Source organism: Agrobacterium sp. 719_389 (assembly GCF_900188475.1).
Taxonomy (GTDB): Bacteria; Pseudomonadota; Alphaproteobacteria; order Rhizobiales; family Rhizobiaceae; genus Agrobacterium; species Agrobacterium radiobacter.
The window spans coordinates 166,878-187,816 of record NZ_FYEM01000003.1 but is presented as its reverse complement, the minus strand read 5'-3'; the positions used below and the strand labels follow the sequence as shown (position 1 = coordinate 187,816).

Here is a 20,939-nt window from a genome sequence, read left to right as displayed (position 1 = left end):
TATACATGACCGAACAAGCCGCTGAATTCCTGCGCGTCGGCCCCGACAACGACAGCCGCGAAATCGCTTTCCTCCATCGCCCGGCGGTTTCGGGCGAGAATGCGCCAATGCTGGTATGGCTCGGCGGCTATCGTTCCGACATGACCGGAACCAAGGCGGTTGAACTCGATCGCTTCGCGGCGGAAAACGACCTTGCCTGCCTCCGCCTGGACTATTCCGGCCACGGCGCTTCCGGCGGCGACTTCAGGAAAGGCACGATTTCCCGCTGGCTGGAAGAGGCGCTTGCCGTGGTGCGTGCAAAGGCGCCGTCGCGCGTCGTGCTCGTCGGCTCCTCCATGGGGGGATGGATTGCTCTGCGCATGGTCGAGGAACTGCGCAAGGCGGGCGGCGCGCCCTCCGTTGCCGGCCTGGTCCTCATTGCGCCGGCGCCCGATTTCACCGCGGAGCTGATAGAGCCCAGCCTCACGGATGCGGAAAAAACCTCTCTCTCGGAAAAAGGTTATTTCGAGGAACACTCGGAATACAGCCCCGAACCCAACATCTTCACCCGTGCGCTGATGGAGGACGGAAAGCAGAACCGTGTGTTGCAGGGCATCATCACCACCGGCTGCCCCGTTCACATCCTGCAGGGCATGCGCGACCCCGATGTCCCCTATCAGCATGCGCTGAAGCTTCTCGAACATCTTCCGTCCGACGACGTCGTGCTGACGCTGATCCGCGACGGCGACCACCGGCTTTCCCGGCCACAGGATATCGAGCGGATGCTCGCGGCCGTCAAAGCCCTTGCAATATAGGCATTTGCGCAACGCTCTTAACCATATTCGACGAGTCTTGCGCGCCGCCGATCGCTAGCGATTGACTCAAGCCCCCTATCCCTCTTAACTTTTCGTTAAGAATTAAGGGACGGGTTTCATGATGAACGCACCGCTGGCGCGTGCGCTGCTGTTTGCAGTTGCCGCCGGGCTAATGACTGCTGCCTCCGCTACCGCGGAAACCAAGGGAAGCCCTTCCATGGTGACGGGCGGGATCACCTCCCAGCCGATCGGCCATTATGAGTTCTGTCAGAAATATGCCGACGAATGCAACATTCGCAGCAAGGCTACACCGCCGCCGCGCGTCACGGATTATGGCTGGGACGTCATTCGCGAGGTCAATACGTCCGTCAACACCACGATCGTGGCGATGACCGACCAGGAAATCTACGGCAAGGACGAAGTCTGGGAATATCCGACGACCGCCGGTGACTGCGAAGATTTCGTGCTGCTGAAGCGCAAGAAGCTGGTCGAGCGCGGTTTTTCCGTTGCCGATCTGCTGATCACCGTCGTGCGCAAGCCTGACGGCGAAGGCCATGCGGTGCTGACGCTTCGCACCACTGATGGCGACTATATTCTCGACAACCTCACCGACGACGTGAAGCTCTGGACCGACACCAACTACACCTATCTGAAGCGACAGGCGTCCTTCAATACGGGCCGTTGGGTCTCCATCGAAGATGGTCGCGACATTCTGGTTGGCGCATTGCGCTGACACTTGGCTCAACGTTTGACAGATCAAGAGCCCGCCATCGCGGGCTCTTTCTTTTTTCATCCGTTGCCGATGATAATGCCGGCCGCCAGCACCAGTGAGCCGCCGAGGACCACCTGAAACACCGCGCGCAGGAACGGCGTTTCCATAAAGCGGTTCTGAATGAAGGCTATGGCCCACAGTTCCACGAAAACGACGACGGCCGCAATCGCCGTTGCTGTCCAGAAATGCGGAATGAGATAGGGCAAGGCATGGCCGAGACCGCCGATGGCCGTCATGATGCCTGAGGCCAGACCCCGCTTTACCGGAGAACCGCGACCCGAAAGCTTCCCGTCATCATGGGCGGCCTCGGTGAAGCCCATGGAGATACCCGCACCGACGGAGGCGGAAAGACCGATGAGAAAGGTCTGCCACGTATCCTGTGTCGCAAAGGCGGCCGCAAATATAGGTGCGAGCGTCGAGACGGAGCCATCCATCAGACCGGCGAGACCGGGCTGCACATAGGTCAGAAGAAACTGCCGCTTTGCGGTTTCCTCCTCTTCCGTCCGACCATTTTCATCAAGATGTTTTTCTTCCAGCATCTGCGCGATGTCTTCGTGGCCCCGTTCCGCCTCGGCCAGATCGCCGAGCAGCTTGCGCGTCGAGGCATCGCTGGTGCGCTTGACGGCCTCATCGTAAAAACGGATCGCCTGTGCTTCCATCAATTCGGCCTGCTCACGGATTTTCTCGAGCGACAGGTTCTTCACGAGCCAGTCCGGGGTGCGCTCGTAAAAACCGCGTACATGTTCTCGGCGGATCAGCGGGATCGTCTCACCGAAACGGCGACGGTGCATGTCGATCAGAACATTTCGATGCTGCTGCTCGACCTCCGCCATATCGTCGAAGACTTTGGCCGATTGCGGATATTGCACGCGCAGATGATCGGCATAGGAACGATAGATGCGGGAATCGTCTTCTTCGGACGAAATGGCGAGTGCGAGGATTTCCTGTTCGCCGAGAGAGGAAAAGGGACGCTTGGACAGGGAAAAAAGACTGCGAAACATGGCTGAAACCTTTTTAGAATAATTCTAAATACATCCGCACCTTGCCGAGATCAAGCCATCTTAGAATAATTCTAATAAGGCAAAGGGTCGCATTGCAGGCCGCATCGCAGCGGGGTAAATTCGCGGAAAAGGAAACACCATGCAGGAAGACGTTGCGGCGAGAGCCGCCCACAGCGCGGAAATTCAGGACAGGGCGGAAAAAGCCATGGCGGAAATCGGCGTGGATGCCGGTTTCATCGACCGGCTGGTGGAAACGTTCTACGGCCGCGTTCTTGAACACCCCACGCTTGGCCCGGTTTTTGATGCGCGGCTCGCCGGGCGCTGGCCGGAGCATATGGCCAGGATGAAACAGTTCTGGACGGCCGTCGCCTTCAAGAATGGCGGTTATGGCGGCAAGCCCGTACAGGCCCATCTCGGGGTAAAAGGCATGTCGGCGGAGCTTTTTCCGCAGTGGCTCACGCTGTTTTCCGCCACGCTTGATGATATTGCGCCAAACAAAGAGGCCCACGACTGGTTCATGGAAACGGCACAGCGCATCGCCAGAAGCCTGACGCTTTCGCTGTTTTACAATCCTGCACTGGATGACCCGGCCTTAAAGCGCAGCACGCCCTAGCCGCAGCCGCGCCGAACAGCGAAAGGACGATACAAGCAACAATTGCCAAGCCGTGCGTAAGATCACGCAGGTTTCAAACATTCCCTCTTGATGGCCGCAGGGATAAATGTTTAGTAGCCGGCGGGAGGCGTACCGTGCGGTTCGCCTGTAATATGCAGACATATCAGGGCTTATCGACATGGATCGCAGATCATTTATCCGCAAGGCGGGCGCCGTTGGCGCCGGTGTTACCGCAACGGCGCTGGCCGCTCCGGCCATTGCACAGGAAAACCCCAAGATCACCTGGCGCATGACGTCGTCCTTCACCAAGGGCCTCGACATTCTTTTCGGCGCGGGCCAGATCGTTGCGGATCATGTCAAGGAAGCGTCGGGCGGCAACTTTGTCATTCAGCATTTCGCCGGCGGTGAAATCGTGCCGGCGCTGCAGGCAGCGGATGCGGTGACGGCAGGAACCGTCGAAATGGCGCACACCTGCTCCTATTATTACGTGGGCAAGGACCCGACCTTCGCGCTCGGAACATCGGTTCCCTTCGGCCTTAACGCACGCCAGACGAATGCCTGGTTCAACCAGGCCGGTGGCAACGAGCTGCTGAATGAATTTCTTGCGCAGCACAATATCTACTCGATCCTGCTCGGCAATACCGGTGCCCAGATGGGCGGCTGGTTCCGAAAGGAAATCAACACCATCGACGACCTCAAAGGCCTGAAGATGCGTATTGCCGGCCTGACCGGCCAGGTCATGCAGAAGGTTGGCGTGACACCGCAGCAGATCGCCGGCGGCGATGTCTATGCTGCTCTGGAAAAGGGCACGATCGACGCCACCGAATTTGTCGGCCCCTATGACGACCAGAAGCTCGGTTTCTACAAGGTCGCGAAATATTACTATTACCCGGCATGGTGGGAAGGCGGCCCGGCCGTGCATGCTTTCGTCAACCTGCAGAAGTTCAACGAGCTGCCTGAAAACTACAAGCGCATCCTGAAAGACGCCTGCGCCGCCGGCAGCGCCAGCATGCTGGAGCGCTACGATGCGCGCAATCCGAAGGCTCTGAAGGAACTCGTGGCGCAGGGCGCTATCCTGCGACCCTTCAGCCAGGAAATCCTCGACGTCTGCCATAAGGCGGCGCAGGACACCTATGCGGAGATTTCGGCCAAGAACGAGAGCTTCAAGAATATCTACGAGAGCCAGCAGGCCTTCAAGAAGGACGCCTATCTCTGGGCGCAGATCGCCGAATATACCTATGACACCTACATGATGATCCAGCAGCGCAACGGCACGCTCTGATCCTCATCATTTCCCGACTATCTTCAAACGGTCATCCGGCATCTGCCGGGTGGCCGTTTTGTTTGGCGAGACCAGTTTCCACACTTCACGCTCCCGCCAGTCGACCGGGCTCATGCCGGTGACGCGGCGAAATTCGCGGTTGAAGTTGGATTTAGTTTGAAAGCCGGAGGACAACATGATCGCCGTCACCGATTGCTCCGTCTCCTCCAGCAGCCTGCACGCTTCGCGGATGCGCAGCTGGTTGACATATTGCGAGACATTGACGCCGAGCGAGCGATTGATCGCGCCTGATATCTGCCGGCTCGGCAGCCCGAGACGTCTTGCAAGCCGCGACAGGTTCAGGTTCTCATCGCGGTAAAGCGCCTGCACCGCCATCAGCCGATCGACCCTTGCAATGATGTCCCGGTCCTGCTCGGACGGCTCCGGCGGCGGCGGCAATTCCGCGGCCGGATCCATGGCCGTTTGCGGTGCCTTGCTCTCGCCAGCCAATGCGGCCATGAGACCAATCAACAACAATCCGAAAAGATTGGCATTGCTGACGAGCGCTGCAACATTTTGCCCATGCGCCCATTCAAAATCGAAAAACACCAGAAGATCGAACAGGGCGGAGACGCACAGGGCTATGGCGGCGATAATCAGCGCCCGGTGCGCCGAGGCGACGCTCGCGAATTGCGCCTCATCCAGCCCATCCGGTCCCTTTCTTCCCAGAAGAAGCAGGGCGACGGCGTGGCCGACGAAGATGACGATCAGCGCAAGATCGATCGCCATCGGCCAGGTGAATTCCATGAGGACAATGAGCAAAGGCGACAGGACGAGATTGGCGAGCATTGCTCTCCTGCTTTCCACCGCCACTCCCATCAGTCCGCGAAAGGCAATGTAGACGAGCGGCGGCAGGCAGGCTGCGAGGATCGGCAGAACATAGCGCGTTTCGATGACGCCATACCCCCAGCGCAGGCCGACAAGGACGGATTGCACGGCACAAAGCACGATCAGCGCCAGAAATGCCCGGTTGGTCCGCGCATCGTCTCCACCTCGAAGGAAAACGATGAACATGACAACCAGCAGAAGTGCAACGACGAAAGGCAGCGGAATGAACAGCAAGGATGATATCTCCGGAACACAACGACTTATTGCCAGTTCATGGACCAGATCGCGTTTCGGGACGACCTTTAACGTGATCAAGGACGCGAAAAATACGTGGCGGCGCAGATTGAATACTGTTCTTCCCAATCGCCGCACGAGGTTTTCATGCGCCCTGTCAGCACCATCACGACCATACTGTTTTCCGCTCTCGTCACCCAGCCTGTTTTTGCAGGCGAGGCGGTCGGCGTCAGCGAAACCGCCATCCATTCGCCAGCACGCAGCAAGGACCTTGCCGTCACCGTCTGGTATCCATCCGACGGAAAGGGCACACAGACGTTTTCCGGTGAGGACCGGATTTTTCAAGGCGCTCCCGTGTTCAAGGATGGTGCGGTGAAACCGGGTCGCCTGCCGCTTGTAATTCTGTCCCACGGCTCGGGTTCAAGAGCGTCCGGCATGGCATGGATCGCCGCAAAACTTGCGAGCGAAGGTTTCATTGTCGCCGGAACCAACCATCCCGGCACCACCAGCGGCGATTCCACGCCCACCGATACGCCGAAAATCTGGGAGCGAACGGGCGATCTCTCCACGATCGTTACGGCCCTGACGGCAGAGGGAAAATGGTCGAATGCTATCGACACGAAGATGATTGGCGTTCTCGGCTTTTCGCTGGGCGGCAGCGCGGCGATGGAAATTGCAGGTGCGCGCGCCGATCTCGATGCCTATGCGCGCTATTGCGAAGACCATGCCACGATGATGGATTGCCAATGGTTTGCTGGCGGCCGGGGTTATCTCAACAATGAGCCGGTCAGCGTGCCGAAGCTTGATCTCAGAACCCTCGACAAGGTCCGTTTCGAGCAGCAGAACCGCGATCCCCGCATCCGTTCCGCCGTACTGATCGATCCCGGCCTGGCGCTGGCCTTCAAACCGGACAGTCTGAAAGAGATCGATATTCCGCTGACCTTCATCAATCTCGGCAGCAAGGGCAAAATTCCGCCGGCTGTGCTTGCGGATAAACTCGCGGACGACGTACCCGGCGCGACCTACCAGCAGGTGGATGACGCCAATCATTTCAGCTTCCTGCCGCTGTGCAAGCCGGATGCCGATGCGTTCCTCAAATCCATCGGCGAGCGCGACCCGATCTGCGAGCCGACCGGACCACGGAACCGCGCCGATATTCACGCACAATTGGAGACGATGATTGTTACCGCCTTCAACCGTATGCTGAAGCCGGGCCAGTGAGACGGCAAGTCTGAAAAAACTAGCCGATCCGCTTGTAGAACAGGGTGGTGCCGCAAAAGCGACCATCCGGAAACAGCGCGTAATCGGGAATAACGCCGACCCGTTCCCAGCCGAGGCGAGGATAAATCGCCTCGGCATCGCTACCCGTGGCCGTATCCAGCACCAGAAGGGTACGGCCACGTTTCGCTGCCTCTTCCTCCACCCTTTGCATGAGCATGCGGGCAAGTCCGAGGCCCCGCGCAGATGGATGCACGAGAAGCTTCATCAGATCGCCGCGATGCGGCTGATTGGGCTTTGACGCAAGGCCGATCTGCACAGTGCCCACCACCGTGCCATCCACCTCCGCCGCCACATGAATGGCCGCCCCCTCGCCCACTGTTTCAGCCACGGATCGCCAGAAGGGTTCGGCGTCTTGCGGCGAAAAGGGCAACATGAAGCCGACGGAAGCGCCGCCGTTCACGCAGGCGGCGAGAACTTCGCAGAGTTCAGGCAGTGCGTCGATCGTCTCTTGCCGGTTCAACACGCGGATGGTGACCATAAAAACTCCTATGGGGAAATCAGCGCTATCTTTGATCCAGCACGACAGCGTAACGGGCAGGTTTTTCGGAAGGATTGTGGAAGACGTGCCCTTCTCCCACCGGCATGAAAAGGCAATCGCCGGGCTCCAGCCGGTGAATGTTTCCGCCGCTCGTCATTTCCAGAACCCCTTCGAAAAGCCAGACATATTGCGTCATCCCCCGGCTTGCCGCATGCGGCGGAAAACCGACGCGCGCTCCGGCCGGAAATTCCACCTCAACGATATCGACATCGGAACCCACACGCGGCGGGGAGACGGCACGGCGGACATAACCGGTCTCTGGATCTTTCCAGAGTTGCTGGTCACGTTTTTTCATGAGCGGAGAAACAGCCTCTTCGTTTTCGGCGAAGAAACCGGAGAGCGACAGGCCAAGGGCCGCGCAGATGCGGGCGAGCAGCGACGCGGTTGGGCTCGCCTCCCCGCGCTCGATGCGGGAAATCATGGCGCGGCTGACGCCGGATTCAGACGCAAGCCTGTCCAGCGTTAGGCCGTTTTCAGCCCGCAATGTTTTGATCCGCTCGCCGATAGAGCGTTCAAGAATATGATCTTCGTTTTCCATCATATGAGAATTTCATTCTTATATGATGGAGTCAATATCCCTGATAATGGAAATCATCATCGTCTTTGCCACCGGTTGCTCCGCGGCAAATGGACGTCTCAGGCACCAACCTGGGCAATCCAGTCGTTCAGATTATAGTAGTTCGTTACTCGGCTAACTTTTCCATCCTTGAGGTCGAAGAAGGCGCCGGCCGGCAGCACATATGTCTGACCATTCGCCTCGGGCAATCCCTCGTCGGTCTTGAGATATTCGCCATTAACGATGAATTCGGCGGAAGCACGTTTGCCGTCACCGCTCGTCATGATCACCATATCGGTGAGATTTTCCTTATAGCAGCGGTTCATGTGATCCATGAAGGAGGCGAAGGCGGCCTTGCCGGTCTGGCGCTCGCCCTGATTAATGTCGTGCACCACTTCATCGTGAAGAAGCGCCAGAAAGGCATCCATGTCCTGACGGTTAAAGGCATCATAATAGGCGCGGATGGTGTCGGCAGCGGTCATCGTCTTCTCCGTTCAATGCTTGCGCGGGTTTTCCATGACGGTATAACCAGTGCAACCGAAAGTGAAATGCCCATGACCGTCGAAATCAAGTCTCTTTCCGGCATTGACGCCACACCCTATTTCGATGATCTCGCGCGCCTGCGGATCGAGGTGTTTCGCGCTTTTCCCTACCTCTATGACGGCTCGCTGGATTACGAACGCAAATATCTCGCGACCTATGCCGATACGGACGGTGCGGTCTTCGTGCTGGCGCTCGATGACGCCAGAGTGGTCGGCATGTCCACCGGCATGCCGATGGCGGCAGAGACCGATGAGGTGAAAGCACCGTTTGCCGAAGCGGGCTACAATCCGGACCGGATATTTTATTTCGGTGAAAGCGTGCTGCTGCCCGGCTATCGCGGTCACGGGATAGGCGTGCGCTTCTTCGAGGAGCGGGAGGCGCATGCAAAGAGGCTCGCCTTTAACCGTTGCACCTTCTGCGCTGTCGAGCGGCCCTCCGACCATCCCCGCCGGCCGGCGGATTACGTGCCGCTCGACGCCTTCTGGGAAAAGCGCGGTTACCGCCATCACCCTGAACTGCGTACCAGCTTCACATGGCAGGACCTCGACGAGAACGCCGAGAGCCCGAAACCCCTGTCCTTCTGGATGAAAACCATTGGTGCAGGAGATGGAGACAAATGACACGCCTCGCCGCCAGCCAATATGCCATCGAGCTGATCGAGACATGGGAGGCTTATGCCGCCCATCTCTCCGCCATTGTTCGCGAGGCGAAGGAAAAAGGCGCTGAGTTGCTGCTGCTTCCTGAATATTCGGCCATGGCGCTGACTGGGCAATTGCCACCCGCCGCGCGCTCCGATCTGCACCGTTCCATCGAAGAGATACAGCCGTTGATCCCTTCCTGGGTGGAGCTTTGCGAGGAACTGGCGCGGCAACATCAAATCCTCTTCCAGCCGGGCAGCGCGCCGGTGAAGGACCCCGACGGCAAGTTCCGTAACCGTGCATGGCTGTTCGGCCCGGACGGGTTGATCGGCTATCAGGACAAGCAGATCATGACCCGCTTCGAGCGGGAGCAATGGCACATTCATGCGGGCGTCGAGGGGCTGAAAGCCTTCGAGACGCCGATCGGCAGGCTTGGCATTCTCATCTGCTACGACAACGAGTTCCCGATGCTGAGTCGCAGGCTGGCGGAGCTTGGCGTCGAACTCGTTCTCGCCCCCAGCTGCACCGACACGCTGGCGGGTGCTTACCGGGTGCGGATTGGCGCGCAGGCGCGGGCGCTGGAAAACCAATATGCCATCCTCTCCTCCCCCACCGCGGGCGAGGCCCCGTGGTCTCCTGCGGTTGATGAAAATCGCGGCCGCGCCGCCCTCTATGTACCTTCGGACTACGGCATGCCGGCATCCGGCATCATTGCGGAAAGTGAGAGTGATGTGGTGACAAAAAGCTCGCTGCTGATCGCCGACATCGATCTTGCCGCCGTTGCAAGGCTCCGCACCGAAGGGCAGGTTGCCACCCGCCGCGACTGGCCAGAGCAATTTGCGATCTAAAAAGCCCATTTTAAAAGGCTTTTAACCAAATTCCCGCTTTGCGGCATGAGAAGCCCCTGCTATAGCGCGGGACATGAGCACAAATTCGACCCGCACGCCCCTGGACCATATCCGCAACTTCTCGATCGTTGCCCACATCGATCACGGCAAATCGACGCTGGCCGACCGGTTGATCCAGTCGACGGGCGGTCTTGCCGAACGCGACATGTCGGAACAGGTTCTCGATTCGATGGATATCGAGCGCGAGCGCGGCATCACCATCAAGGCCCAGACCGTTCGCCTGCACTACAAGGCGAATAACGGTGAGACCTATGTGCTGAACCTCATCGACACGCCCGGCCATGTCGACTTCGCCTACGAAGTGTCCCGCTCGCTTTCGGCCTGCGAAGGCTCGCTGCTGGTGGTCGACGCATCGCAGGGCGTGGAAGCCCAGACGCTCGCCAACGTCTATCAGGCCATCGACAACAATCACGAGCTGGTCACCGTGCTCAACAAGATCGACCTGCCGGCGGCCGAACCCGACCGCATCAAGGAGCAGATCGAAGAAGTGATCGGCATCGACGCCTCCGACGCCGTGATGATTTCGGCGAAGACCGGGCTTGGCATTCCCGATGTTCTGGAAGCCATCGTCAATCGCCTGCCGCCGCCGCAAAGCGAAGTCGGTGAAAACGGGCCGCTGAAGGCGCTGCTGGTTGATAGCTGGTACGATACCTATCTCGGCGTCATGGTTCTCGTGCGCGTCATCGATGGCGTGCTGAGCAAGGGCCAGCAGATCCGCATGATGGGTTCAGGCGCGAAATACGGCATCGAGCGCGTCGGTGTGCTGACCCCGAAGATGGTCAATGTCGACAGCCTCGGCCCCGGCGAGATCGGCTTCATCACCGCCTCGATCAAGGAAGTCGCCGATACGCGCGTCGGCGATACCATCACCGACGACAAGCGCCCGACGGCGCAGGCGCTGCCCGGTTTCAAGCCAGCACAGCCCGTGGTGTTCTGCGGTCTCTTCCCGGTCGATGCGGCCGACTTCGAAGACCTGCGCGCGGCGGTGGGCAAACTTCGCCTTAACGACGCTTCCTTCTCCTTTGAAATGGAATCGTCTGCCGCCCTCGGTTTCGGTTTCCGTTGCGGCTTCCTCGGCCTGTTGCATCTCGAAATCATTCAGGAACGCCTCGAGCGCGAGTTCAATCTCGACCTCGTCGCCACTGCCCCGTCGGTCGTCTATGAAATGACGCTGACCGATGGCACGGAGAAGGAACTTCACAACCCGGCCGACATGCCTGACGTGGTGAAGATCAAGGAAATCCGCGAGCCGTGGATCAAGGCGACGATCATGACGCCGGACGAATATCTCGGCGGCATCCTGAAACTCTGTCAGGACCGGCGCGGCCTGCAGACGGAGCTGACCTATGTCGGCAACCGGGCGATGATCACCTATGAACTGCCGCTCAACGAAGTGGTGTTCGACTTCTACGACCGCCTGAAATCCATCTCCAAGGGTTACGCCTCGTTCGATTACAACATCATCGACTATCGCGAAGGCGATCTCGTCAAGATGTCGATCCTCGTCAATGGCGATCCTGTTGATGCGCTCTCCATGCTGGTTCACCGCTCGGCGGCCGACCGGCGCGGGCGCGGCATGTGCGAAAAGCTGAAGGAACTCATTCCGCCGCACATGTTCCAGATCCCGATCCAGGCGGCCATCGGCGGAAAGGTCATCGCCCGCGAAACCGTGCGCGCGCTGCGCAAGGACGTGACGGCGAAGTGCTACGGCGGCGACGCAACGCGCAAACGCAAGCTTCTGGACAAGCAGAAGGAAGGCAAGAAGCGCATGCGCCAGTTCGGCAAGGTGGAAATTCCGCAGGAAGCCTTCATCGCCGCTTTGAAGATGAACGACGAATAAGCGGCAATCACATTGCCATCGCTCTTGAAGGGAGGCCTACAGCCTCCCTTTTGCGTTTTAAGGTCCAATCACGCGTGCAGCTTCGCGCCCTTGGTGATCTTGTCGACGATCTTCTTGTCGGCCCTCAGCGCCATGCCGACCACCTTGGCGTTGTCAGGAGAAAACTCCGAGAATACCTGGCGATTGGCGACGTCGTGCCCAGTGGCAAACATTTCCTCGATATAAAGCGATGTCGTGACGTCGCGCTCGAGGGATCGCTGGTGGATTTTACGCAACGCTTCCTGATCCGTGGCCATGACGACAATAGGCTGGATGGACAGGGGATTATAGACGTTGCCTGCCCCGTCGCGGTATGGTTCTCCAATGATCTCCTTGGTCTGGGCCACGATCCCGGACATGAGGAATGCGGTGACGTTCAGTTTTTGCCACACGGCAAGGTCATCGCGAAGGATGACGGCAATCTTGGTATCAAACATGCGAACTCAATCTGGCTGTGGTTACGAAAGAGAAGCGATCCTAGCGCCTCGGGGCGTCGGTGATCTTGAACGTTCGTGCAAATTGGAGGGGATCGTGCAGGCGCCCTCCAGCGAGGGCATAGAACGCATAGACGCGCGCTTTCACGGTAACGCCTATGCGCCGCATCGCCATGATACCTATGCAATTGGCGTCACGCTTTCCGGCGTCCAGACATTTTCCTATCGCGGCACTTCGCATTTCAGCATGCCGGGAAATGTCATCGTCCTGCATCCCGACGAGGTTCACGATGGTGGCGCGGGCACCGACGAAGGCCTGCACTATCGCATGCTTTACCTTCCGCCGGAAAAAATGATGGAAGCGGGATGTAACGCGCTGCCCTTTGCCCGTAATGCCATCATCGAGGACGAAGAATTCCGGCAATGCCTCATCGAGGCACTGGGCAATCTCGAAGGCGAACCGGACAGTCTGCTTCTCACCGACTGGCAATCGAGACTGGCGGATCTGCTCTGGAAACATTCAAACGGAAGCGCCAGAACCATCAAGCGGATTGACCGCATCGCCGTTCTGCGATGCCGGGACTATCTGCTGGAGAATAGCGCCGACACCGTCGGTTCTGAAGAACTGGAACGGATAAGCGGGCTCGACCGCTTCACGCTTTTCCGGCACTTTCGTTGCCTTTTCGGCACGAGCCCGCACCGTTATCTCATCATGCGGCGGCTGCAGAAATGCAAAGAGATGATGCGCGCGGGAACGGGCCTTGCCGAAACGGCCTTTGCCTGTGGTTTTGCGGATCAGGCACATTTCACCCGGCATTTCAAAAACGCCTTCGGCATGCCTCCGGGCCGCTGGCTGAACCTCGTCTCACCCTAGAGCATTTCCGGAAAGAGGATCGACCGGTGAGCTGCAGCGCCCGCCATCGCGCCGTCGCCCACCGCAAGGGCGACCGAGCCGGCGGGTCTTGCCACATCGCCGCAGGCGAAGATGCCTCGGGCGGTGGTCTGCTTCATCGGGTCTGTGACGATGGTTGATCCCATCGGCCCCTCCTCCACCGCGCAGCCGAGTTTTTCGATCCAGTCGGCGGTGATCCGCAATGTCGGCTGGGTGAAAAGGCCGGCCAGGGCAATGCTGCGTCCATCTGCCAGAACGACATCCGCACGGCCCGCAATTTCCCTGATGCGGGTTGTTTCCACCTGGACGCCGCGCGCTGCCAACAGCATTTGCTGGTCCGCATCCGGCTCGAATATGCCGTTGGTGAAAAAGGTCGTCTCGCCCCAGTCAGGAAGCATCAATGCGTGGTGAATGGCCAGCGGTGAGGCGGCGATAACGCCGATCTTTCCCTGATTTAGCTCGTAGCCATGACAATAGGGGCAATGGAAGACCGAAGAGCCCCAACGCTCTTTCAGCCCCGCGATACCAGGCAATTCATCGGTGACACCCATGGCGAGGATGAGCCGATCCGCAGTCTCACGGCGGTTGCCATCGATCTCGATTGCAAAATCACCAAAGGAGCCTTCGGCATCGGTCACCCTGCCTTCGGCCCATTTTATGGTCGGGTAACGTTCGATCTGGCGGCGCGCCTCGGCGATAATCTCGCCTGGCGCCTTGCCGTCCTGGCCGAGAAAACCGTGGGAATGGTTGGCGAAACGGTTTCTCCGTTCACCGGCATCCACCATCAGAATGTTTTTTCTGGCGCGTCCAAGCTGCAGGGCGGCTGAGAGGCCGGCATAACTGCCGCCGATAATGATGACGTCGAATTTCATGATGCACCCATCGTTTTATGAGAGAGGCGGAAGTGCCCGTTCATTTCACGATACTTATATTGTTACATGATTTTGGGAGTCAATGGTCACGCAACTTATATTGTTACGTCATCTCGAAGGTGGTAGCGTCGATGCAAACAGACGGATTTGAGCAATGAGACACGACACGCGCCTTTCACGGGTGCTGCATATTCTGATCCATATGGAAAAACATGAGGGCGCCGCGACCTCCGAGAGCATTGCGGCGATGCTTCAGACCAATCCGGTGGTGGTGCGCAGAACCATGGCCGGCTTGCGCGAGCATGGTTATGTATCGTCGGAAAAAGGCCATGGCGGCGGGTGGGTGCTGGCGCGGCCGCTCACCGACATCACGCTGCTCGATATTTACCGGGCGCTCGGTGCACCGGAACTGTTCTCGATCGGGCTTGCAGGCGACAATCCGAACTGCGTCATCGAACAGGCCGTCAACACGGCGCTTTTTGACGCCATGAAAGAGGCGGAAAACATTCTGCTCTCCCGTTTCGGAAGCATTGCCCTCTCGCAACTGGCACAGGAATCGATCAGCCGCTGGTCCAATCTTTCCAACGACCCTTCCGCCATGGAAAGGCTCTAACGACGGGCGGCGGCGCCCTTGCAAAGAAAAACCGCCTGCGCAGAGGCAGGCGGTTTTATCATATCAGTAAGCCCATTACGGCTGGGTCTGCGTGCCGCCGGTAGTCGGGCTTGCCGGTGCGGTATTGTTCGCAGGCGGTGTTGCCGGAGTGGTCGGAGCCATCGGCGCCGGCGCCTGATCCGTTGCCGCTGGCGGCGTGGTGGAGGATGTCGTAGCCGGATCGGTGGTCGGGCCGCTCATCTGCGACCAGGCGAAAACGCCTACCAGAACGACAACGATGATCGCCAACCACGGCACCCAGGACGACGACGTGCGGGCACGCGGTTCATTGCTGATATTCACTTCCGGACGAAGATCGCGGTCCGGACGCGGGTTGTTGGGATCGAATGTCATGGTATTTCCTCCTCTTCATTCTGCGGAGAAAACGACGTTCACGGGATTTTGTTCCGATTCCGTCCAGAGCGCTTACAACCGACGAGGTTCGGGCCCTTGCTGAAGTGCCTCCGCCAGCACTGTCATGACCTGCGGATCTGCCATTTGCGACACATTGAAACGCATGAAACCGGAGGCGCTCTGCGACGAGCTGAACACATTTCCGGGGGCCAGCACCACCTGCCGCGAAAGCGCCCGGCGCGCAACATCGGCGGCATCGCTCCCATCCGGCAGGCGGCACCACAAAAACATACCCGCATGCGGCTCGATCCACGGCACACATCCAATCGACTTCAGACGTGACGCCGCCTCCGGCATTACCGCCGCAAGACGCTGCCTGAGTGCCTCGACATGCTTGCGGTAACTGCCGTCGGTCAAAAGCGAGAGGACCAGCGCCGCCGAAAAATGCGTTCCGCCAAAAGCGGTGGCGATCTTGAGATCGGTCAGGGCTTCCACCCACGCGACAGGTGCTGCAATGAAACCGCACCGTATGGAGGCCGACAGTGTTTTTGAAAAACTGCCTATCTGGACGACACGGTTCAGACCATCGAAGGCGGCCAGCCGGGGCGCAGCCTGGGTTTCGAAATCGGCAAAAATATCATCCTCGATGATGGTTAGCCCCACCTGTTCGGCAAGCATCAGCAGCCGATGGGCGGAAACGGCGGAAAGCCTTGCACCTGTCGGATTATGGATTGCGGAATTGGTGATATAAAGACGGGGCTGATGGTCTTTCAGCGCCTGTTCGAACAGCGCTAAATCCGGTCCGGTTGGCGTATAGGGTACGCCGATGATCTTCACCCGATGCGCCCGCAGGAGGGCGTGGAAATTGAAGTAACAGGGGTCATCAACAACAACCGTATCCCCCGGCTGCAGCAGGAAACGGCACAAAAGATCGATCGCCTGCGTGCCGGAGTCGGTGAGCATGATCTGGCTGGCGCCCGCCTGCACCCCGTGTTCGGCCAGCCGGCGCGACAGAAGCTGGCGTAGCGGCAACAGCCCCATCGGGCTGCCATAATCCGTCAGCAGGGCGGCGTCGGCGCGGGCAAGCCCGCGCATGGCCCGCCTCAATGCCTCCTGCGGCATCCACGATACGGGAAGCCAGCCGCAACCGGGTTTGGCGAGAACGGAACTTTCATCCAGCGCCTGCCGCGAAACCCATAAGGGATCCACCGCCCTGTCGAGCTGCGGTTCGATATCGGCGAGCGAAAGGGGCGCAAGCGGACCCGAAACAAAAAAACCGGAGCCGGGACGCGAGCTTATCGTACCCTCCGCCACAAGTCGGTCGTAGGCCTCGACGATGGTGGACGTGGAGACCTGCATGGTCTTCGCCAGAGCCCGCACCGATGGAAGGCGCGCGCCCGGCACGAGGCTGCGCGAGGCGATGCGTTGCCGAACGCTTGCCATCACCTTTTCTATGCGCGTGCCGACAGCGACCTGCCCGTCCATGATTCCCTCCAACTGTACCGCTCATGAAACCATAACAGTTTGTTGAAATTGTATATGATTGTCGCTGTTCCCGCCAGCCATTCGGGATCAAGAAAGGCAAAACGCAGGAGTTGACGATGGACAAGACGACGAGCGGCTGGCTGAGCGGCCTGACAGGCGTGGTGATATTCAGCGGTTCGCTGCCCGCAACGCGCATCGCGGTAACGGGTTTCGATCCCGTGTTCCTCACCGTCGCCCGCGCCAGCATTGCCGGCCTGCTGGCGCTGGCGCTGTTGTTTCTGTTCAGGCAAAAGCGCCCGGCGCGCAATGACCTGACATCGCTTTTCATCGTCTCGCTTGGTGTCGTGGTGGGTTTCCCGCTATTGACCGCGCTCGCCTTGCGGCATGTCACCTCGGCGCATTCCATCGTTTTCGTGGGACTGCTGCCGCTCGCAACCGCGATCTTTGCGGTGCTGCGCGGCGGAGAACGCCCACGCCCGGTCTTCTGGTTCTTTTCCTGTCTCGGCAGTGCGCTTGTTGCGGGTTTTTCGCTCTCGAATTCTTTTGCCGCCGGGATCGAGGCCTCACTTGCCGGCGATCTTCTGATGCTTGGCGCAATCATCGTCTGCGGGCTCGGTTATGCAGAGGGTGCCGCCCTTTCCCGCAAGCTGGGCGGCTGGCAGGTCATTTCCTGGGCGCTGGTTCTTTCCCTGCCGGTGATGCTGCCGCTTGCCATTTTCACCGGGCCGGAAACGCTTGCCGGCATAGACCCGCAGGCCTGGGCTGGCCTTGCCTATGTTTCCCTGTTCAGCATGCTGATTGGCTTTATCTTCTGGTATCGCGGGCTGGCCCTGGGCGGCATCGCCGCCGTGGGGCAGCTGCAATTGCTTCAGCCCTTCTTCGGGCTCGCACTTGCCGCCACCCTGCTGCATGAGGAGGTGAGCCCGGCAATGATCGGCGTGACGCTGGTTGTGGTGCTTTGTGTTGCAGGCGCGCGAAAATTCGCGCGCTGACCATCAACTCGAGCGGCGATCAACCCAGCGATGCCATGCGTCTTCGCTGCCATTGAAGACATTGAGATCGATACGGCCATCGACGCCATGCGACAGGCCAGAACCGGAATATTGCCAGAACAGCCACTTGCGACCGGGATAAACCACCGACGGATGCTGGGCGACGGCGCGCAGCCAGAAGGGATAATCCTGGAATTCGCCCTGGAGGTTATCCTTGTAAAAATCCGGCGCCGTATAAATGATCGGCCGCTGACCGTAGTGGCGCTCGAGCTTGTCCATGAAGACGCGCATCTTTTCCAGCACGCGTTCGCGGGAATGACGCATCTTGCAGCTCGATTCGCCGTTATATTCCACGTCTATGACAGGCGGCAGCGCTTCCGGATCGCGCGGTACATTGCGAATGAACCAGTCCGCCTGCTCGCTGGCGTTGCGGCACCAGTAGAAGAAGTGGTAGGCGCCACGGCGAATGCCGGCTTCCTTTGCACGCCGCCAGTTGGTGCGGAACATCGGATCAAGATGATCGCCGCCATCCGTCGCCTTGATGAAGGCGAAATTGGCGCCGCGCGTGCGCAGCTGCGGCCAGTTTATATTGGCCTGCCAGCGGGATACATCCACCCCGTGGACCTGAAAATGACGGGGCTGGACCCTGCCGAAATTGATGGGCTTGGCATCACTGAAGCTGGAGCGGAAAATGCGCGAGCGGATCTGAGCACCGGCGCTTGCCGCCGGGGCCGCCGCCATGGCCAATTGTACCGGACGCTCCATCTGGTTGATCGTGGGGCGCTCCGAGGGCCGTACCATTCCGGCCGCCTGTGACGGAACCGGCAAACGGATTTCTGGCGCATCCTGCGTTAACGACGCCTTGGGGGTGACGGCGGAAAAGGCCTTGGGTTCGTCAGGCACCGGCCCGCCCCATGCCAGAACTTGCTGCCGCGGCTGGGCGGCGATGGCCTGGGTGCCGACGCCTGCCTGCGGCACCGGTGCGGATGGCGTGACGGAACTCGTCGTTTCCTTCGAAGGCAAGCCGGCCATCAGGCTTTCCGGCCCGGAACTGGACGTGCAGCCTCCAAGCAGGAGGCAACCGAAGAGAAGTGCTGGCATAGCCGATGAACGCATGAGAACCCGTACGCAAAACAAATCGGGGGCACTCTGATGCCGCCCGGAGACCTCGAAATACAAATGCTAACGGAAGATTATCAAAAAAGACTGAATCTTATCTTTACGTTGGCACCTGCCGATGCGCCCGTCATTTCTGGCAGGCGAAACGCTTCGAGTTCTCGCGCGGCGGCGCGGCTCAAGCCGTCATGGCGGTCAGGTCGACAGTGTCCGCACCGGGAGAATTTCTCTTTATCGATTCGATCGCGTGAATAGCCGATGCCTTCGCCTGGTATCCTTCCGAGGAGAACATCGTTTCGCCGTTGGAAGCTTTAAAGCGGAAACGATATTCGCCGGCCTTGTCCTGATAGATTTCGAATTTGTACATGATCTCTGCGCCTCCTTGCGCACGATAGTCCGTCTGTCGCAACTTTGTTTGGCCTCGATCACTTTCGCAACGGAAAATCGCCGCTCTGGATGAGGCGTACCCAGGCTCGGGCAATTTCCAGCCCGGCTGCATCGGCCATTTCTGCGCGCAAGCTGCGATGGTCGCGATAATTCTCCAGCCATCCCGGAGACATTCTTTCGACGGAAGTGGGGAACGTCTGACACCAGCCGTCAACCACGGCAGCGGAGGCTTCGAAGTGGAATTGCGTGCCGTAAACCGCACGGCCGATGCGAAAGGCCTGGTTTCGCGTCGCGCCATTGGTCGCCAGTCGCGTGGCGTCCGGCGGAAGCGTAAATGTATCGCAATGCCACTGAAAAATGGGGAATGTCTTTTCGAGCCCAGCCAATAGCGGATCGGACCCGCCTTCTTCCGTCAGGGACACCTCTTCCCAGCCGAACTCCGGTGGACCGGAGAGAATATTCTCTCCCCCATAGGCGCGCGCCAGCAACTGGCTGCCAAGGCAGACGCCCATGACTGCCTTGTCCGCATCGCCAAAGGCTTTCATGAGAAGGGCAAGATCGGGGAGATAGGGATAAAGCGCATCGTCGAGCGCGTTCTGTTCGCCGCCCAGAACGACAAGCGCATCATGGTCGGCCGCATCCTTGGGGAGAGGCTCACCCGCATAGGCGCGGATGATATGGACTTCCGCCGCCGCTTCTTTCAGTGCGACGCCGAGCTGCCCATGCGGTGTACCCGCCATGTTTTCTATGATTGCAACGCGCATAAAACCTCGTGGCGACGACAAAGGATCCAATCGGCCAGAAATGCCGATCGAATCCAGCTTCACCACGAGAAAAATCGATTTTCAAGAGCCGCTACATCATCAGTGTGACAATAGCGGATAAGCCGACCTGATACGCCCTAGAATTCACGCGCCAGCTTGGCGTCTGCCGAATGCCGGTTGCCGCCGCGAACGGCGAAGAACAGGAAAATCGCGGCCCAAAGAATCGATTTTTCCGCGCCGCCCAGACCTTCCGCCTTTACGATGCCGTGAAAATAAACCGTTACCAGAAGGACGATCATGGCCGCGAAGGATGCCGGCCGCGTGAACAGGCCGATAGCGACCAGAATTCCGCCGAAAAATTCCGTGGCGGCAAGCAGCGGTGACCAGAAGACGCCGGGGTAAAAGCCGAGGCTTTCCACCATGCCGACAGCACCAAAAGGATTGACGATCTTTCCGAACCCATGGGTGACGAGAAGAAGCCCGGCCGTGACGCGCAGAATGGTCTCTACCAGATCATGCGTCGCATTATAAAGCGGTGCGACCGCCGGAACGAAAAGACGCTGACGATTATTCTCGAACTGGGCCATAGGATCTCCACGTTTCAGCCTTCGACAGCTTCTCTGTTCGCAAAGCCGCATGATAAGAACAAGCATGCGCCCGGTAAAAACATGAGTATTATAGTTGACATTATCGTGAACATTATTGTCGCCGGGCGATGAAGGAGACCTGAGGATGACCAAGACCAAACCCCGCATAACCATCCGCTATTGCACGCAGTGCAACTGGCTGCTTCGGGCCGGCTGGATGGCGCAGGAAATCCTGCAGACCTTCGCTTCCGATATCGGCGAAGTCAGCCTCATCCCCTCGACCGGCGGTCTGTTCGAGATCTGCGTGGACGGCACGATCATATGGGAACGCAAACGCGATGGTGGTTTTCCCGGCCCAAAAGAACTCAAACAGAGAATCCGTGACATCATCGACCCGGAGCGTGACCTCGGTCATGTGGACAGAACGAAGCATGAAGGGCTCGACACCTGACCCGGCGACATGTTTCAACAGCCATAACCAAGTTTTTTCCCTTTAAA

25 protein-coding genes are annotated in these 20,939 nt (G+C 59.0%); 12 read left to right on the top strand and 13 right to left on the bottom strand.

Translation table 11 applies throughout. The features are described 5' to 3' along the window. Positions 1 to 5: 5 nt before the first annotated feature. Together CFB10_RS07815 and CFB10_RS07810 are read left to right on the top strand one after the other, a co-directional pair. On the top strand, positions 6 to 794 hold the full coding sequence (locus tag CFB10_RS07815; protein WP_020011139.1) for a carboxylesterase: 789 nt from the start codon (positions 6 to 8) through the stop codon (positions 792 to 794). Between the two features lie 118 nt (positions 795 to 912). Next, on the top strand, positions 913 to 1,527 hold the full coding sequence (locus tag CFB10_RS07810; protein WP_020011140.1) for a transglutaminase-like cysteine peptidase: 615 nt from the start codon (positions 913 to 915) through the stop codon (positions 1,525 to 1,527). A gap of 56 nt (positions 1,528 to 1,583) precedes the next feature. On the opposite strand, the gene mbfA is transcribed toward CFB10_RS07810, so the two are convergent. Beyond that, complete coding sequence (gene mbfA, locus CFB10_RS07805; protein ID WP_020011141.1) at positions 1,584 to 2,567, bottom strand: iron exporter MbfA; 984 nt, start codon at positions 2,565 to 2,567, stop codon at positions 1,584 to 1,586. Positions 2,568 to 2,706: 139 nt separating this feature from the next. On the opposite strand from mbfA, the gene CFB10_RS07800 reads away from it, so the two are divergent. Both CFB10_RS07800 and CFB10_RS07795 read left to right on the top strand, forming a co-directional pair. After that, positions 2,707 to 3,180 carry a group III truncated hemoglobin gene (locus CFB10_RS07800; protein ID WP_020011142.1) on the top strand — a complete coding sequence of 158 codons (474 nt, stop codon included), beginning with the start codon at positions 2,707 to 2,709 and terminating at the stop codon, positions 3,178 to 3,180. 178 nt (positions 3,181 to 3,358) lie between these two features. Further along, on the top strand, positions 3,359 to 4,462 hold the full coding sequence (locus CFB10_RS07795; protein ID WP_020011143.1) for a TRAP transporter substrate-binding protein: 1,104 nt from the start codon (positions 3,359 to 3,361) through the stop codon (positions 4,460 to 4,462). Between the two features lie 6 nt (positions 4,463 to 4,468). Here CFB10_RS07795 and CFB10_RS07790 read toward each other — a convergent pair whose 3' ends face one another. After that, positions 4,469 to 5,563 (bottom strand): AraC family transcriptional regulator, encoded by a 1,095-nt coding sequence (locus CFB10_RS07790; protein ID WP_020011144.1) that lies wholly within the window; start codon positions 5,561 to 5,563, stop codon positions 4,469 to 4,471. A 147-nt stretch (positions 5,564 to 5,710) separates the two neighbouring features. Here CFB10_RS07790 and CFB10_RS07785 point away from each other — a divergent pair, with 147 nt between their 5' ends. Next, entirely contained in the window at positions 5,711 to 6,784 is a 1,074-nt protein-coding gene (locus tag CFB10_RS07785; RefSeq protein WP_020011145.1) for a dienelactone hydrolase family protein, read from the top strand. Positions 6,785 to 6,803: 19 nt separating this feature from the next. Here the strand turns inward: CFB10_RS07785 and CFB10_RS07780 are convergent, their stop codons facing one another. From CFB10_RS07780 to CFB10_RS07770, 3 genes are all read right to left on the bottom strand, one after another. After that, entirely contained in the window at positions 6,804 to 7,322 is a 519-nt protein-coding gene (locus CFB10_RS07780; protein ID WP_020011146.1) for a GNAT family N-acetyltransferase, read from the bottom strand. 25 nt (positions 7,323 to 7,347) lie between these two features. Then, on the bottom strand, positions 7,348 to 7,923 hold the full coding sequence (locus tag CFB10_RS07775; RefSeq protein ID WP_020011147.1) for a helix-turn-helix domain-containing protein: 576 nt from the start codon (positions 7,921 to 7,923) through the stop codon (positions 7,348 to 7,350). Positions 7,924 to 8,018: 95 nt separating this feature from the next. Continuing rightward, positions 8,019 to 8,420: a ketosteroid isomerase-related protein gene (locus CFB10_RS07770; RefSeq protein WP_020011148.1), complete on the bottom strand. Its 402-nt coding sequence runs from the start codon at positions 8,418 to 8,420 to the stop codon at positions 8,019 to 8,021. Between the two features lie 72 nt (positions 8,421 to 8,492). Between CFB10_RS07770 and CFB10_RS07765 the strand changes: the two genes are divergently transcribed. The 3 genes from CFB10_RS07765 (at position 8,493) to lepA (ending at position 11,867) form a co-directional block, all read left to right on the top strand. Continuing rightward, positions 8,493 to 9,101: a GNAT family N-acetyltransferase gene (locus CFB10_RS07765; RefSeq protein ID WP_026363814.1), complete on the top strand. Its 609-nt coding sequence runs from the start codon at positions 8,493 to 8,495 to the stop codon at positions 9,099 to 9,101. After that, a complete protein-coding gene (locus CFB10_RS07760) occupies positions 9,098 to 9,967 on the top strand; it encodes a carbon-nitrogen hydrolase family protein (RefSeq protein WP_020011150.1) in 870 nt (289 codons plus the stop codon). The genes CFB10_RS07765 and CFB10_RS07760 overlap by 4 nt, the downstream gene beginning before the upstream one ends. A 61-nt stretch (positions 9,968 to 10,028) precedes the next feature. Beyond that, positions 10,029 to 11,867: a translation elongation factor 4 gene (lepA, locus tag CFB10_RS07755; RefSeq protein WP_026363815.1), complete on the top strand. Its 1,839-nt coding sequence runs from the start codon at positions 10,029 to 10,031 to the stop codon at positions 11,865 to 11,867. A 68-nt stretch (positions 11,868 to 11,935) separates the two neighbouring features. On the opposite strand, the gene CFB10_RS07750 is transcribed toward lepA, so the two are convergent. Continuing rightward, a complete protein-coding gene (locus CFB10_RS07750) occupies positions 11,936 to 12,343 on the bottom strand; it encodes a DUF2000 family protein (protein ID WP_020011152.1) in 408 nt (135 codons plus the stop codon). A gap of 94 nt (positions 12,344 to 12,437) precedes the next feature. Here CFB10_RS07750 and CFB10_RS07745 point away from each other — a divergent pair, with 94 nt between their 5' ends. Next, positions 12,438 to 13,214, top strand: a complete 777-nt coding sequence (locus CFB10_RS07745; protein WP_020011153.1) for an AraC family transcriptional regulator — start codon at positions 12,438 to 12,440, stop codon at positions 13,212 to 13,214. On the opposite strand, the gene CFB10_RS07740 is transcribed toward CFB10_RS07745, so the two are convergent. Next, positions 13,211 to 14,104, bottom strand: a complete 894-nt coding sequence (locus tag CFB10_RS07740; RefSeq protein ID WP_020011154.1) for an NAD(P)/FAD-dependent oxidoreductase — start codon at positions 14,102 to 14,104, stop codon at positions 13,211 to 13,213. The two genes, CFB10_RS07745 and CFB10_RS07740, sit on opposite strands and share 4 nt — an antisense overlap. 154 nt (positions 14,105 to 14,258) lie before the next feature. On the opposite strand from CFB10_RS07740, the gene CFB10_RS07735 reads away from it, so the two are divergent. Further along, positions 14,259 to 14,717 carry an Rrf2 family transcriptional regulator gene (locus CFB10_RS07735; RefSeq protein ID WP_020011155.1) on the top strand — a complete coding sequence of 153 codons (459 nt, stop codon included), beginning with the start codon at positions 14,259 to 14,261 and terminating at the stop codon, positions 14,715 to 14,717. Between the two features lie 75 nt (positions 14,718 to 14,792). On the opposite strand, the gene CFB10_RS07730 is transcribed toward CFB10_RS07735, so the two are convergent. Together CFB10_RS07730 and CFB10_RS07725 are read right to left on the bottom strand one after the other, a co-directional pair. Continuing rightward, a complete protein-coding gene (locus tag CFB10_RS07730; RefSeq protein ID WP_003507415.1) occupies positions 14,793 to 15,110 on the bottom strand; it encodes a hypothetical protein in 318 nt (105 codons plus the stop codon). A gap of 72 nt (positions 15,111 to 15,182) precedes the next feature. Continuing rightward, positions 15,183 to 16,595, bottom strand: a complete 1,413-nt coding sequence (locus tag CFB10_RS07725; RefSeq protein ID WP_020011156.1) for a PLP-dependent aminotransferase family protein — start codon at positions 16,593 to 16,595, stop codon at positions 15,183 to 15,185. Positions 16,596 to 16,711: 116 nt separating this feature from the next. Here CFB10_RS07725 and CFB10_RS07720 point away from each other — a divergent pair, with 116 nt between their 5' ends. Continuing rightward, positions 16,712 to 17,587, top strand: a complete 876-nt coding sequence (locus CFB10_RS07720) for a DMT family transporter (RefSeq protein WP_020011157.1) — start codon at positions 16,712 to 16,714, stop codon at positions 17,585 to 17,587. 3 nt (positions 17,588 to 17,590) lie between these two features. Here CFB10_RS07720 and CFB10_RS07715 read toward each other — a convergent pair whose 3' ends face one another. The 4 genes from CFB10_RS07715 to CFB10_RS07695 all read right to left on the bottom strand — a co-directional run bounded on the left by CFB10_RS07715 (position 17,591) and on the right by CFB10_RS07695 (position 20,441). After that, a complete protein-coding gene (locus CFB10_RS07715) occupies positions 17,591 to 18,703 on the bottom strand; it encodes a GH25 family lysozyme (protein ID WP_026363816.1) in 1,113 nt (370 codons plus the stop codon). Positions 18,704 to 18,881: 178 nt separating this feature from the next. Beyond that, the gene (locus tag CFB10_RS07710) at positions 18,882 to 19,070 is read right to left on the bottom strand and encodes a YegP family protein (protein ID WP_003507411.1); all 189 of its coding nucleotides are present in this window, start codon (positions 19,068 to 19,070) and stop codon (positions 18,882 to 18,884) included. 58 nt (positions 19,071 to 19,128) lie between these two features. Beyond that, positions 19,129 to 19,854: a type 1 glutamine amidotransferase gene (locus CFB10_RS07705; RefSeq protein WP_020011159.1), complete on the bottom strand. Its 726-nt coding sequence runs from the start codon at positions 19,852 to 19,854 to the stop codon at positions 19,129 to 19,131. A 137-nt stretch (positions 19,855 to 19,991) separates the two neighbouring features. Beyond that, positions 19,992 to 20,441, bottom strand: coding sequence for a DoxX family protein (locus CFB10_RS07695; protein ID WP_003524478.1), 450 nt, complete (start codon positions 20,439 to 20,441; stop codon positions 19,992 to 19,994). 145 nt (positions 20,442 to 20,586) lie between these two features. Here CFB10_RS07695 and CFB10_RS07690 point away from each other — a divergent pair, with 145 nt between their 5' ends. Next, positions 20,587 to 20,892, top strand: coding sequence for a SelT/SelW/SelH family protein (locus CFB10_RS07690; protein WP_020011160.1), 306 nt, complete (start codon positions 20,587 to 20,589; stop codon positions 20,890 to 20,892). Positions 20,893 to 20,939 lie beyond the last annotated feature (47 nt).

Bases quoted from the DNA above. Each gene is read 5' to 3' on its own strand.
- CFB10_RS07815 (WP_020011139.1), top strand. From the start codon at position 6: ATGACCGAACAAGCCGCTGAATTCCTGCGCGTCGGCCCCGACAACGAC.
- CFB10_RS07810 (WP_020011140.1), top strand. From the start codon at position 913: ATGATGAACGCACCGCTGGCGCGTGCGCTGCTGTTTGCAGTTGCCGCC.
- mbfA (WP_020011141.1), bottom strand. From the start codon at position 2,567: ATGTTTCGCAGTCTTTTTTCCCTGTCCAAGCGTCCCTTTTCCTCTCTC.
- CFB10_RS07800 (WP_020011142.1), top strand. From the start codon at position 2,707: ATGCAGGAAGACGTTGCGGCGAGAGCCGCCCACAGCGCGGAAATTCAG.
- CFB10_RS07795 (WP_020011143.1), top strand. From the start codon at position 3,359: ATGGATCGCAGATCATTTATCCGCAAGGCGGGCGCCGTTGGCGCCGGT.
- CFB10_RS07785 (WP_020011145.1), top strand. From the start codon at position 5,711: ATGCGCCCTGTCAGCACCATCACGACCATACTGTTTTCCGCTCTCGTC.
- CFB10_RS07780 (WP_020011146.1), bottom strand. From the start codon at position 7,322: ATGGTCACCATCCGCGTGTTGAACCGGCAAGAGACGATCGACGCACTG.
- CFB10_RS07775 (WP_020011147.1), bottom strand. From the start codon at position 7,923: ATGATGGAAAACGAAGATCATATTCTTGAACGCTCTATCGGCGAGCGG.
- CFB10_RS07770 (WP_020011148.1), bottom strand. From the start codon at position 8,420: ATGACCGCTGCCGACACCATCCGCGCCTATTATGATGCCTTTAACCGT.
- CFB10_RS07765 (WP_026363814.1), top strand. From the start codon at position 8,493: ATGACCGTCGAAATCAAGTCTCTTTCCGGCATTGACGCCACACCCTAT.
- CFB10_RS07760 (WP_020011150.1), top strand. From the start codon at position 9,098: ATGACACGCCTCGCCGCCAGCCAATATGCCATCGAGCTGATCGAGACA.
- CFB10_RS07750 (WP_020011152.1), bottom strand. From the start codon at position 12,343: ATGTTTGATACCAAGATTGCCGTCATCCTTCGCGATGACCTTGCCGTG.
- CFB10_RS07740 (WP_020011154.1), bottom strand. From the start codon at position 14,104: ATGAAATTCGACGTCATCATTATCGGCGGCAGTTATGCCGGCCTCTCA.
- CFB10_RS07735 (WP_020011155.1), top strand. From the start codon at position 14,259: ATGAGACACGACACGCGCCTTTCACGGGTGCTGCATATTCTGATCCAT.
- CFB10_RS07730 (WP_003507415.1), bottom strand. From the start codon at position 15,110: ATGACATTCGATCCCAACAACCCGCGTCCGGACCGCGATCTTCGTCCG.
- CFB10_RS07725 (WP_020011156.1), bottom strand. From the start codon at position 16,595: ATGGACGGGCAGGTCGCTGTCGGCACGCGCATAGAAAAGGTGATGGCA.
- CFB10_RS07720 (WP_020011157.1), top strand. From the start codon at position 16,712: ATGGACAAGACGACGAGCGGCTGGCTGAGCGGCCTGACAGGCGTGGTG.
- CFB10_RS07715 (WP_026363816.1), bottom strand. From the start codon at position 18,703: ATGCGTTCATCGGCTATGCCAGCACTTCTCTTCGGTTGCCTCCTGCTT.
- CFB10_RS07710 (WP_003507411.1), bottom strand. From the start codon at position 19,070: ATGTACAAATTCGAAATCTATCAGGACAAGGCCGGCGAATATCGTTTC.
- CFB10_RS07705 (WP_020011159.1), bottom strand. From the start codon at position 19,854: ATGCGCGTTGCAATCATAGAAAACATGGCGGGTACACCGCATGGGCAG.
- CFB10_RS07695 (WP_003524478.1), bottom strand. From the start codon at position 20,441: ATGGCCCAGTTCGAGAATAATCGTCAGCGTCTTTTCGTTCCGGCGGTC.
- CFB10_RS07690 (WP_020011160.1), top strand. From the start codon at position 20,587: ATGACCAAGACCAAACCCCGCATAACCATCCGCTATTGCACGCAGTGC.